Source organism: Streptomyces sichuanensis, assembly GCF_020328095.1.
In the GTDB taxonomy this organism is placed as follows: domain Bacteria; phylum Actinomycetota; class Actinomycetes; order Streptomycetales; family Streptomycetaceae; genus Streptomyces; species Streptomyces cinnamoneus.
Genome location: NZ_JAIXMK010000173.1, coordinates 1 through 12,433, shown reverse-complemented (window position 1 = coordinate 12,433; position 12,433 = coordinate 1). Strand labels below are relative to the sequence as shown.

Below are 12,433 nucleotides of genomic sequence, written 5' to 3'. Positions count from 1 at the left end.
CCGGTGGCACCGCGCTCCAGGTGGGCGAAGCCGCGGTAGTCGGCGCGGGCGATCGCGTAGGTGAAGCCCTGCGGGACGTGGACGTTCAGGCCGAGCTGGCAGTTCTTGCGGAAGTCGGTCGGCTTGGCGCCGACGCCCACCTGGGCGAGGTAGTCGCTGTAGGAGACGGTGAAGGCCGTGTTGTCGGAGGCGACCGCCACGGCGGCCGTCCCGGCGGGACAGCCCGAACCGTTGACCGCCACGACGTCGATGACGACCCTGCCGGGCGGTGCTCCTCCCTCGGCGGCGGCCGAGGGCGAGAACGAAGCGGCCACGAGCACCACGGCCGCGCTGCTGACCATCACCGGTCTGAGCATGGAGATCCTCCCGTTGCTGTGCGGACGCACTCCGCGGCTACATGCCACCATCGAATTAGAGACATGTACAGGTCAGGTTGAGCCGATCCCTCCCCGCCTCGGAACCATTCCGTCCGTGCTGCTTCGGCCAGGGCCCCGGCGCCCCGAACGGCTCCCGACCGGGCCGTGAGCACGACCTCCGGGCCGGCGGGCAGGGGTTTCCTCCCCCGGAGGCAACCGGGAAACGGGTCGACAGCCGATGCCCCGCGGGTTGAACTGGGCGCAGACAGCACCCATCCACACCTCACGACGGGAGACACGGGGCGCAGTGACCGCCGAGAACGTTCTGAAGCACTGGCAGAGGCTGACGCAGGTCCTCGCGGCGCGGGCCGCACACACCCACCTCGCGCAGCTCGTCGTGGGATACGTGGGGTTCGGTCAGGAATTCGCGGTCCCCCTTCGCAAACGCGTCCTGCCCAACGTCACGCCGGTCCTCCTCATCGATTTCGGCCCCGCCGTCCGCGGCCTCTTCCACCCGGACGGTGCCGGCTGGACGACCTCCGCCATGGCCTCCCCCGTCACCGGTCTGCTCGACGCACCGGTCGACATCGAGCTCACGGGCAGGCACCTCGGGGTGGGCGTCGTGCTCACGCCGCCCGGGGCCTTCGCGCTGTTCGGGGTTCCCATGAGCGAACTGACCAATCAACGCCATTCCCTGACCGACGTCCTGGGGGCGGCGGAAGCGGAGCGCATCGCCGGGCAGCTGGCGTCCCTGCACGGCTGGCCGGAGCGGTTCGACCGCGTGGAGCGGTTGCTCGCCGAACTCGTCGCGACCGGCCCCACGCCCTCACCGGCCGTTCTTGCGGCGTGGCACCGGCTGCAGGCGACGGCGGGGCAGGTGCCCATCGCCCGGCTCGCGGACGAGGTGGGGCTGAGCAAACGCCGCCTGCAGATGCTGTTCGGCGAACAGGTGGGCGTCACGCCGAAGTCGGCGGCGCGCATCCTGCGCTTCCGCAAGGCTCTGCGGCTGATCACCGACCCGTCCCGGACCCACAGCCTGGCGTCCGTCGCGGTGGCGTGCGGATTTTCCGACCAGGCCCATCTGTCGCGTGAGGTGCGGGCCCTGGCCGGTGTGCCGCCGCGCCACCTGCGCCCGGAGCCCGGTCGCCCACCCGCGCCCGGCGGGGGCCGGGCCCCCGCCCCCCGGGGCGTGCTCCCGGCGGCGTAACGTCACGGGCATGCTCGCCCTCGCCGCCCTCACGGTCACGCTCGCCCTGGCCTTCGCCTTCGGGCGGCTGGCCGCATGGCTGACGCGCGACCTGCAGCGCCCCGCCCGAGCGGTGCTGGGCGTGTCGGCGACGCTCGTCCCGGGCTGCGCCTTTGGCTGGGTCCTGTGGCCCTCCTACGCGTCGCCCGTCGTGCTGCTGCTGTGGTGGACCGGAGCCCTGGCCGGCACCGCCGCCGGCCGCCTGCGCGCGACGGCCGGGCGCCACGCCTGAGCGCCCGCACCGGCTCCGCCCGCGCAGCGGGGAGCCGACCGCACGCCCGGTCGGTGAACGCCGCACACAGTGCGCGGGGGCGCGGCCTGCCCGGGGTCCTGGGCCACGCGCCCGGCCCTCCCGACACTCACGCCCCATGGCCCGGACGGGCATCCGCTGGGAGGATCGGGCCGTTCGCCACGTTCTCCCCGAGTACCGCGCCGCGTCACCCGGACGACACCGGCCCGTCCTTCCCTTCCCCGACGCTCGCTGCACCCGGAACACACAACTGGCCCCAGCCCTCACACCCCAAGAGGTGTCCAGCCCATGGCTGAACTCAACCGCCGCCGCTTCCTCCAGATCGCCGGCGCGACCGCCGGCCTCACGGCGTTGTCGAACAGCATCGACCGTGCCGCCGCCATTCCCGCCCGGCGCCGCTCCGGAAGCATCCAGGACGTCGAGCACATCGTGGTGCTCATGCAGGAGAACCGTTCCTTCGACCACTACTTCGGTTCCCTGAACGGTGTCCGCGGGTTCGGTGACCCCCGGCCGGTGACGCTCCCGGGCGGCAAGCCGGTCTGGCACCAGCCGGCCGGTGGCGGCAAGGACGTCCTGCCCTACCGGCCCGACGCCGAGAATCTGGGCATGCAGTTCATCGCCGGTCTCAACCACGACTGGGCCGGCGGCCACAAGGCATGGAACGGCGGCAGGTACGACCAGTGGATCCCGGCGAAGTCCGCGGGCACGATGGCGTACCTCACACGCGAGGACATACCGTTCCACTACGCGCTCGCCGACGCGTTCACCGTGTGCGACGCGTACCACTGCTCGTTCATCGGGGCCACCGACCCCAACCGCTACTACCTGTGGACGGGCCACACCGGGAACGACGGCAAGGGCGGCGGGCCGGTCCTCGGCAACGAGGAGGCCGGTTACGACTGGACGACGTATCCGGAGCGGCTGGAGCGGGCCGGCATCTCGTGGAAGATCTACCAGGACCGGGGCGACGGCCTGGACGCGGCCGGCTCCTGGGGCTGGATCAACGACGCCTACCGCGGGAATTACGGCGACAATTCCCTCCTGTACTTCAACGCGTACCGCAATGCCAAGCCCGGCGAGCCGCTGTACGAAAAGGCGCGCACCGGCACCGACGTCAAGAAGGGCGACGGCTACTTCGACATCCTCACGGCGGACGTGAAGGCCGGGAAACTGCCGCAGGTCTCCTGGATCGCCGCGCCCGAGGCGTTTTCCGAACATCCCAACTGGCCGGTGAACTACGGCGCCTGGTACATCTCCCGGGTCCTGGACGCGCTCACCTCGAACCCGGACGTGTGGAGCCGGACCGCCCTCTTCATCACCTACGACGAGAACGACGGCTACTTCGACCACGTCCTGCCGCCGTTCCCGCCGGCCTCCGCCGCGCAGGGCGCCTCCACCGTGGACACCAAGCCCGACGTCTTCGGCGGCAACGGCCGCTACGCGGCGGGCCCGTACGGCCTCGGCCAGCGCGTCCCCATGCTGGTCGTCTCCCCGTGGAGCACCGGCGGCTACGTCTGCTCGGAGGTCTTCGACCACACCTCGGTCATCCGGTTCATGGAGCGCCGCTTCGGGGTGCGCGAGCCCAACATCTCGCCCTGGCGGCGGGCGATCTGCGGCGACCTCACCTCGGCCTTCGACTTCCGCACCGGCGACAACGGGCCCGCCTCGCTGCCGGACACGGACGGCTACGAGCCGCAGGACCGCGACCGCCACCCCGACTACGTGCCCAAGCCGCCCGCCGGCCCCTCCCTGCCGAAGCAGGAACCGGGGGCACGGCCCACGCGCCCGCTGCCGTACGCGCCGCTGACGGACGGCGCCGCGACGCCGTCGACCGGGCGCTTCACGCTCACGTTCGGCTCCGGGGCGGCGGCCGGTGCCTGCTTCACGGTCACCTCGGGGAACCGCACGGACGGGCCGTGGACGTACACCACCGAGGCCGGCAAGACGATCTCCGACACGTGGAACACGGCGTACTCGAAGGGGACGTACGACCTGTCGGTGTTCGGCCCCAATGGCTTCCTGCGCACCTTCAAGGGCCCCGGCAGGACCGCGGGTCCCGAGGTCACCGCCCGTCACGTCGCCGCCGGCGGCCGGATCGAGCTGACCCTGACGAACGCCGGCGGCACCGACTGCCACCTGACGGTCACCGACGCCTACGGCGGGAGACGGGAGACGTTCAAGGTCCCGGCGGGCGGACGCGTGGTGCACACGAGGGACCTGCGCGCCGGCAAGCGCTGGTACGACGTGTCCGTGGTGTCCGACACGGACGCCACCTTCCTGCGCCGCTTCGCCGGTCATGTGGAGACGGGCGAGCCGGGCGTGAGCGACCCGGCGATCGCGACGCACTGACCGGACGGCCGGCAACGACCCGGTACAACACAGTGCTCGGCCGGATCGTCGATCCGGCCGAGCACTCCCCCGTTACCGGCACAGACGCTATGCCGGGCCGGGGCCTGCGGTCTTGAAGAAAAGCGAAGACGTGGCCGGCGTCACTCCGAGCGGTTCGGACGACGCCGGCCGGCGCCCTAGCTCTGGGTGTTCATGAAGCCGATGACGACGGCACCCCACCAGCAGATCTGGGAGACGATGGCGGTGGCGCCGCCCCAGGCCAGGTAGCGGGGCTCGGCCGAGGTGGCCGCGTGCGCGGCCATGCGCTTGTTGAGCAGACCCGCCTGGAGGCCGTTGAGGCTGAGGACGAGCACCATCACCAGCTTGGCGAGCGTCAGGGGCGCGGAGGGGTTCGGGTGGAGGAACACACCGCTGGCCACCAGGCCGGCGAGGCCCGCCCAGATGGGGAAGTGCAGACGGCTCGCGCTGCCGACGGCGTCCTGGAGCGAGCAGCGGCCCGTGATCCACAGCAGGCCGTAGTAGTCGGCGACCAGAACGGCACCGAAGCCGAGCACGAGGCTGGCGAGGTGCACGAAGAGCGCTGCGGTGTGCAGGGTCGCGTCCGCCTGGAGGTGGACGGCGACGAAGACGCTCACGGCCCATGCGGCACAGATCGCCAGCGCGGCGCCGCCGACCGTCAGCCAGGAGTCGTACAGGCCGACCGGACGGGCGTGCCGGGCGCCCGGCTTCGCCACGGCCATGGCCGGGACGGGGCGGGGGCGGGACCGGGGCGAGGGGACGACGGACAGGGGCGGATCCGACCACACAGCAGGCACGTGAATCTCCAGACGCAGACCCTTACAAAGGCAAGGCTTTCCTTGGGCCGCCGGCGATGCGGGAATCCATCCCATCGATCACAATCCGCGGCCCCGCATTCCCGGATCATTTCCGTCCGGGCGGCCGATTTGTCGGCACCGACAAGGGATACCGGCATACCGGCGAAGCGCCCAATAACCTGAACACTCCCCCGGAGAAATCGCAAGCTTTGCAGGTCAGAGCCCATTTTCTGAGAGTGATCGGTAATTTCACGGCACCCCTGGGGGCATTGTTCACTGTGACGCTCCTCCCTATTCACCGTGATGCTGTGCGTGACGCACGGCACGGCCGGATATCCGTTTCGCCCCCTCGGCCGCCGCCGGCTCTGGTAGGACTGGATCAGGCGTGGCCACGCCACGCGCCAGGGGGCCGGAGCGGCATCGGGGGGGGCGGCATGAGGGTGCGCAGACTGCTCGGTTACGGCGACGCGGTGGTGCTCCTCGGCCGGGACGGGCCCGCTCTCGTCGCCCTGGACACCGCGCTCGGCGGGGCGCTGTCCGTGGCCACGGGCGGGCTCAGTGAGAGTGTGCTGAGCCTCTTCGACGCCCAGGGCCGGATCCTGCGCATCGGCCGTGATCTCACGGCCGGCCTGCGCACCGCCCTCGGGGCCTCCAGCCGGGCCGAACGGAGCCGGCGGCTGGCGGCGGCGCACACCGTGATCGTCGTCACGGCGTACTTCGAGGCGTTCGGCGAGACCCGGCTGCCGTTCGCCCAGCGCGACCTGCACCTCACACGGCACGACCAGCTCCGTCTGGCGGGCGCCTCCGTGGCCGCCCGGGACTTCTGCGACCAGCTGGTGGGTGCGGCCCCGCCCATGCCGGCTCCGCACCTGCCCTACGAGCGGGCGCTGGATGAGCTGCGGACGTGGTACGAGCAGTTGTCGGCGCGGCTGCTGCGCTTCGTGCGCGGGCTGGCCGTGTGGGACGGGCTCGACGGCACCGGGCGGGAAGCGACGGAGCAGGCGCTCGGCGACGACCTCTGCGGCCGGGCCGCCGACCGGTACGAGGAGCTGTTCGCGCGGCTGGCCGCGGACGTGCCCGAGTTCGCGTTCTGGTCGAGCCAGGTCGAGCACCAGGGGACCCGCGCGGAGCTGCGGCAGGCCCTCGCGGGCATGGAGTCGCTCCTGGCCGGCCTGTGGCCCGCCCGGGAGCCCGTCGACCTTGCCGCCGCCCTGGCCGCGGCGTACCGGGCGGTGCTGCACCGGCCCGTCCTGGCCGACGGCGAGGTGCCCACCGGGATGCGGCTGCCCTCGCTCGGGGAGGGCTACTTCGACCCGGACTTCACGGTACGGCCGGTGGCCGGCCAGGACGGGCCGGCCCGTGAGGAGTGGTGGGCGGGGGCACCGGTCCGCAGGGATCTCACCGAGTACCTTGCGGGGGCGTTCACGTCGCCGGGCATGGCGGCCGCTCCGCTCGTCGTCCTCGGGCAGCCGGGCGCCGGAAAGTCGGTCCTGACGAAGGTCCTGGCGGCACGGCTGCCGGCGGCCGGCTTCCTGCCGGTCCGCGTGGCCCTGCGCGAGGTGCCGGCCGAGGCGGAGATCCAGGACCAGATCGAGTACGCCGTCCGTGCGGCCACCGGGGAAGCGGTGTCCTGGCCGGAGCTGGTCAGGTCGGCGGGCGGTGCGATGCCCGTCGTCCTGCTCGACGGCTTCGACGAGCTGCTGCAGGCCACCGGGGTGAGCCAGTCGGACTACCTCGTGAGGGTGGCCCGGTTCCAGCAGCGCGAAGCCGACCAGGGCCGGCCGGTGATCGCCGTGGTCACCAGCAGGACGGCGGTGGCCGACCGCGCCCGCTACCCGCACGGGGCCGTCGCCCTGCGGCTGGAGCCGTTCCGCCGCGACCAGATCGACGGCTGGCTCGACGGCTGGAACCGCAGCAACGAGTCGCACTTCGCCGCCCAGGGCCTGGCTCCCCTGCCGCCGGCCGTCGTCGCCCGGCACCACGCACTGGCCTCCCAGCCGCTGCTCCTGCTGATGCTCGCCCTCTATGACGCCGCGGACAACGCGCTCCAGCAGGGGGGACGACGCGGGTGCGCCGCTCGGTGAGGCCGAGCTGTACGAGGCGCTCCTCACCTCGTTCGCCGGGCGGGAGATCGGCAAGACGGGCGCCGGCCTGCCGGAGCGGGAGCTGGCCGAACGGGTGGAGCAGGAGCTCCAGAGGCTTTCGCTGATCGCCTTCGGCATGCTCAACCGACGACGGCAGTGGATCACCTCCGCCGAGCTGGAGGACGACCTCACGGCCCTTCTGGGACGCACCACCTCGCGCACGGAAGGTTTCCGGGCCCCGCTCGGACAGGCAGAGATCGCGCTCGGCCGGTTCTTCTTCGTCCGGCGCGCGCAGGCGGTCCAGGACAGCAGGCGGCTGTCGACGTACGAATTCCTGCACGCGACGTTCGGCGAATACCTGGCGGCCAGGCTGGCCGTCCAGCTCGTCACCGGTCTGCTCGGCCAGCGGCCGGTCCTGATCGTCGGACCGGCCCCCGTCGAGGACGACCTCCTCTATGCCCTCCTTTCCTTTGCCCCACTCTCATCGCGGCAGATATTACGTTTTGTCGCATTCCGCTTGGGGCGGCTGGAAGACGCCGACCGCAATGCGCTGAAGAGCCTTCTCATCAAGGTGCTGTCCCAGAACGAGGAGCGGACCGAGCACCGCTACGCCGACTACCGCCCCGCCCGTCCGGTGACCTCCGCACGGCACGGCGTCTACAGCGCGAACCTCTTCCTTCTCCTGATGTTCCTCACCGGCGGCATCACGGCGGGCGAGCTCTTCCCCGAGGCCGAGGACCCCCCGGGAACATGGCACCGGCGGGTCCTGCTGTGGCGCTCCTCCTTCGACGAGCAGCAGTGGACGGACTTCGCCGTGGTCCTGCGCGTGCGGCACACCTGGCACGACGCGCGGCGGGACCTGGAGCTCCGCCCGGCCGCCGACGGGCAGCCGGTCCCCCCGGAGCCGGTGGACCCCTACTGGCTCTACCGCTACCCTCCCGGCAACCCGTCCCGGGGGCATGTCGCCTGGAGCCGCACCTACTGGCAGCAGGTGCAGCACAAGATGGCCGTCGCCGGCGGGACCAACGACTCCGTGGTGCGGCATGCCCTGGACCCGGTGTTCGAGTGGCTCGGTCCCACGGTCAGCACCTTCGTCGGCATCGGTGACGGGCCCGCCTCCTCCGCCGCCCACGACCTGATCCGGCTGTGGCTGTGCAGCCGGCTCGGGGCACCCGTCGACGACGTCGTGCGCTGGTACCGTCGCTGCAGCCTCCTCCTGGACCTCGAAAGCGCCCTTCCCGGCGACACGCGGGACGGCGTGGCACTCCTGATGATCGGGCTCCTGCACAACGACGCCGATCGTCTGCCACCGGACGTGTTCAACGAGCTGATGTACACGGTGGCCCTGAACTTGTCGGCCGAAGGGCTGCAGGCCCTCAGTCCGCGGCTCCAGCAGCAGGTCGAGGAGTACTTTCCGCACCACCGTCCCTGACGCGCCGTCACCCCGTCGTGCGTTCCACCCGGATCCACAGTTCCGCGTCCGCCGTGGTGCCGTCCTCCGACAGCCGTGTGCGCAGGATCTCCGGGCTGTCCACGCTCCGGTACGGGTTCGAGGGGAACCACTGGGTGAAGACGTCGCGCCACAGGTGCTGCAGGGCCTTCGGGAACTCCCCCGAGCTCTCGAAGACCGCCCACGTGCCGGCGGGCACGTCGAGGGTCTGCAGGTCCTCGGGGGCGGGCGCGGAGGTGACCACGCCGTGGTAGTAGTCGAGGTCGGTGCCCTCCGCGCGGGTGGCGGCGATGTTGTCGCTGACGGAGACGATTCCGCTGGGCTCCTGGTCGCCGAGTGCCGCCATCCGCTGGACGGTCTCCTGGTCGATGCTCCGGATGAACGCGGCGATGTGCGGGTTCACGCCCTCGTGCACGAGGGGGACGCGGGTCCCCCTGCCGACGACGCGGAACGCTTCCTTCTCCACGATCCGGTAGCGCATGGTGGTGCTCCCTTCGACGATGAGACGGAAGGAGAGCCGGGGCTGGGACCGCAACGCCGCACCCGTGCGGCGTGCCTCGCCGGGCCCGATGCCGTGCATCGCGCGAAACGCACGGGCGAACGCCTCTCCGGAGCCGTACCCGTAGCGCACCGCGACGTCGAGCAGCGTGCGCTCGCCGGCGAGCACCTCGGCGCCCGCGACGGTGAGCCGCCTGCGGCGGATGTACTCCGCCAGCGGGACGCCCGCGAGGGCGGAGAACAGCCGTCGGAAGTGGTACTCCGACGTGACTGCGATCCGCGCCAGCTCGGCCGGGTCGATCTCCCGGTCGAGGCGGCTCTCGATGTGCTCCAGGGCCTGGTTGAGGTGTTCCAGCACCACCGGCCTCCTTCCTTCTGCCGTCTTCGAGGCTAGGGAGACGACTATCGCGCGACCCGACTTTCCGTGCCCGGTCGGGTCGGGTCCGCGGCACCGTCCTGAACCGGCCTCGGCCCGCCCGGGAGTCCGATGCCGTCGCCGCCCACTACGTCCACTCCGTCTTCTGGGACTACTACCGCGACGTGCACGGCCGGACGGGAGCGTTCGGCGACGGCAGAGCCGGCTGCAGCCGCGTCCACTACGGCAACCACTACCTGAACGCCTTCTACGGGAACTGCATGACCTACGGCGACGGCACACCCCCGGACGGACCGCTCACCAGGACCGACATCGGCGTGCACGAGATGACCCACCGCGTCACCGCGGCCACGGCCAACCTCGCCTTCAGCGGGGAGTCCGCCGGACTGAACGAGGCCACCAGCGACGTGTTCGCCGCGGCGGCCGAGTTCCACGCCGCCAATCCCGCCGACCCGGGCGACTACCTCATCGCCGAGAACACCGTCATCAACGGCTCGGACGTCGTGCGCCGCATGGACAGACCGTCCCGGGACGGCCACTCGAAGGACTACTGGTACGCCGGTACCGCGCGACTGACGCCGCGTGGGCGGCGGTCAACGTCACGGTGTCCGGCAGCGGCCGCTGACCCGTCCGGGCCGACGTGCCCCCGCCGCTCTCCGGGCCTAGCCTGAGAACCAGGGGCACGTCACAGGCCCGAGGTACCGAGATGACGCTCTTCAGCGGGGCGGGCACTTCGGTGATCGCCCTGGAGACAAGCGGCTGGGACGCGTTCTACAGCTCCTGGCTCGTGCCGGTCGCGCAGTGCGTCATCGTCATGGCCGTCGCTCTGGCCGTCCTCATCGCCGTCAGCGGCCTGCTCACCCGGTGCGTGACGGACAGGAACGGCGAAGCCTGGGGCGACGGCAGCCGGCGGGCCTGGACGTTCGTCGGCGGCCTGTCCGTGCTGGCCGTCGCGGTCCTCCTGCCCGTCCACTTCATGTTCCGGCCGTTCGGTGACGGGACCTGGCTGACCTGGGTCTTCCTCGGCGTGGCGGCCCTCGGGACGGCGCTCGTGCTGCTCGCGCCGCATCTGCAGATCCAGCGCACCCCGCGCCGCCCCACCTGGTCGGGGCCCGGCCTGCCACGCCCCGCCTCGTGGATCCTCCTGCTGGTGTGGGCCGGCTTCGTCTCCTGCTTCTTCTCCTGGGGCGCGCACAGCCGGCTGCTGGTCACCTACCTGGCGATGGCCGTGCTGGGCGTCACCGCCAGCGCGATGGCCCTCGGCCAGAACCTGCGGCTTCAGATCGAGGCGCAGGACGAGACCGGGAAGGTGGACGCCGCCGCGTCCGACTACGTCCTCGCACGGCTGCAGTCCCTCGGCACGACCGCACCCGACCCGCTCGGCATCTCCCGGGCCACCGACCTCAGCCGCCTGCTCAGCGAGGACCTCAGTGCCATCCCGGCGGGTTCGGTCACCGCCGCCGCGGCCCGTGTGCTCTATGCCGTCCGGCCCGGCCTCACCTGGCGCGCCCGCCTGACCGTCGTCGACGTCAATCGCGTGGCCGTCACCATGACCCGCAACGGCCGGCACGTGGAGAGCACGGTCATCAGCCGGCAGAGCCTCGGCCTGCCACCCCTGCCCCCGACGCTGGAAACGCCACAGCTGGAGCAGGAGCGGAGCTGCGCCCGCGCCCAGTTGCTCACCGGCGCGGCGGCCTGCGTGCTGGTGCGGCTCAGCCGCGTGCACCCCCACCTGAGGAAGGGCCTGTGCGGCGCCGAGCGCTGGCGGAGCGTCGCCCTGCAGGTGATCGCCACCGAACGCGCGCTGGTGGCGGACCCGGACGTACGGCTACGCCTGCTGAAATCCGCCGTGGAAGAGGAGCCCCGCTACGGCCTGGCCCGGCTGGAGTACCTCGTCGAACTCTTCGCCAGGACGCCCAGGACCACCGCCAACCGCCTGAGATTCGCACGCCTGATGGACACGCAACAGCAGCTCGCCGAGAAGGACGGCCACACGAAGCCGGGGTGGGAAGTCGTCCACATGCGCACCCTTTACCTCCAAGCAGTCATGAGGATCAATTCCTGCCTCGTGGCACTGCACGAGGACGGGGACCAGGCGGAGCAACTGCTCCACCAGGACAGTGCGGTCCTCGCCGACGCCGGGCGGTGGGCCGGGAAGCTGGCCGACGCGTGCAAGGGGACCGAAGGGTGTGCGGGCTTCGTCAAACACGAGGAAGAGAACGTCAGGCACCTGGCCGAGCACATGAAACCGGTGGCCGACGGACTGGTGAGCGCGGTCGACCTCCTCACCGAACGCGCCCGACGGCTCGCCGAGGGCACCAGGGGCTGGACGTGGACCCCGCCGGTTCCCGAGGACTACCCCTCGCCCGGCCTCGCGCTCCACTACGCCGCCCTGGCCGAGCTCGCGGACGAACACGGCGTCTCCCGGCCCTCCCTCGGGGACGTGCGCGACTACCTCGCCTTCTTCCTCGCCACCGCCGAGGACCGGCAGGAGTTGCAGAAGGATCCGTCCTTCTGGACGATCGTGCGGGATCCCGGCCGGAGGGAGCTCATCACCGGTTCCACGCACCAGGAACCGGTCGGCATGCTGGACCTGGCCCCCTTCCAGCCGTACGCGGAGAAACTGGCGCAGGCCGGCATCACCACCTTCAGGAAGTTCCGGCAGCGCACCAGCACCGACCCGCGGCAGCAGACCCTGGCCGAATATCTGGGCGTCTCCCCGCTGCTCGTCTCCCACCTCGTGGACATCGCCACACTGGCCGACACCCACGAGGACCTCGCCAGCCCCAGGGTGGTGCAGGCGCTCCTGGCGGCCGGGATCAACAGCCGCGGGGAGCTGAGGGAGCGCGCGGCGACCGACAAGGAGGGCCTGACGCGTGCCCTCACGCTCAACGCCGAACGCTTCGGCCTCACGGCACTCCCCGCCTTCGCGGCCCCGGACAGGTGGCTCACCACGCTCATGTCCTGACCGCATGCGAAAGGGCGGCGGCATCCCGTGCGGGATGCCGC

General features: G+C 71.6%; 10 protein-coding genes. 7 read left to right on the top strand and 3 right to left on the bottom strand.

All coding sequences use genetic code 11. The annotated features are described in order from the left end of the window. A partial coding sequence (locus LE181_RS29810) for a DUF4360 domain-containing protein (RefSeq protein WP_225664629.1) occupies positions 1 to 356 on the bottom strand: 356 nt, incomplete at its 3' end. A 307-nt stretch (positions 357 to 663) separates the two neighbouring features. Between LE181_RS29810 and LE181_RS32545 the strand changes: the two genes are divergently transcribed. The 3 genes from LE181_RS32545 (at position 664) to LE181_RS29795 (ending at position 4,201) form a co-directional block, all read left to right on the top strand. Continuing rightward, a complete protein-coding gene (locus LE181_RS32545; protein ID WP_225664628.1) occupies positions 664 to 1,563 on the top strand; it encodes a helix-turn-helix domain-containing protein in 900 nt (299 codons plus the stop codon). Between the two features lie 10 nt (positions 1,564 to 1,573). Next, on the top strand, positions 1,574 to 1,834 hold the full coding sequence (locus LE181_RS29800) for a hypothetical protein (RefSeq protein WP_225664627.1): 261 nt from the start codon (positions 1,574 to 1,576) through the stop codon (positions 1,832 to 1,834). A gap of 306 nt (positions 1,835 to 2,140) precedes the next feature. Next, complete coding sequence (locus LE181_RS29795; protein WP_225664626.1) at positions 2,141 to 4,201, top strand: phosphocholine-specific phospholipase C; 2,061 nt, start codon at positions 2,141 to 2,143, stop codon at positions 4,199 to 4,201. A 176-nt stretch (positions 4,202 to 4,377) separates the two neighbouring features. On the opposite strand, the gene LE181_RS29790 is transcribed toward LE181_RS29795, so the two are convergent. Further along, positions 4,378 to 5,016: a hypothetical protein gene (locus tag LE181_RS29790; RefSeq protein WP_225664625.1), complete on the bottom strand. Its 639-nt coding sequence runs from the start codon at positions 5,014 to 5,016 to the stop codon at positions 4,378 to 4,380. Between the two features lie 434 nt (positions 5,017 to 5,450). Here LE181_RS29790 and LE181_RS29785 point away from each other — a divergent pair, with 434 nt between their 5' ends. Continuing rightward, a complete protein-coding gene (locus LE181_RS29785) occupies positions 5,451 to 7,100 on the top strand; it encodes an NACHT domain-containing protein (protein ID WP_225664624.1) in 1,650 nt (549 codons plus the stop codon). After that, complete coding sequence (locus LE181_RS29780; protein ID WP_225664623.1) at positions 7,042 to 8,532, top strand: NACHT domain-containing protein; 1,491 nt, start codon at positions 7,042 to 7,044, stop codon at positions 8,530 to 8,532. The genes LE181_RS29785 and LE181_RS29780 overlap by 59 nt, the downstream gene beginning before the upstream one ends. 7 nt (positions 8,533 to 8,539) lie before the next feature. Here the strand turns inward: LE181_RS29780 and LE181_RS29775 are convergent, their stop codons facing one another. Then, positions 8,540 to 9,406: an AraC family transcriptional regulator gene (locus LE181_RS29775; RefSeq protein WP_225664622.1), complete on the bottom strand. Its 867-nt coding sequence runs from the start codon at positions 9,404 to 9,406 to the stop codon at positions 8,540 to 8,542. A gap of 17 nt (positions 9,407 to 9,423) precedes the next feature. Here LE181_RS29775 and LE181_RS29770 point away from each other — a divergent pair, with 17 nt between their 5' ends. Further along, a complete protein-coding gene (locus LE181_RS29770; protein ID WP_308103609.1) occupies positions 9,424 to 10,095 on the top strand; it encodes a M4 family metallopeptidase in 672 nt (223 codons plus the stop codon). Positions 10,096 to 10,130: 35 nt separating this feature from the next. After that, positions 10,131 to 12,392: a DUF4332 domain-containing protein gene (locus LE181_RS29765; protein ID WP_225664621.1), complete on the top strand. Its 2,262-nt coding sequence runs from the start codon at positions 10,131 to 10,133 to the stop codon at positions 12,390 to 12,392. Positions 12,393 to 12,433 lie beyond the last annotated feature (41 nt).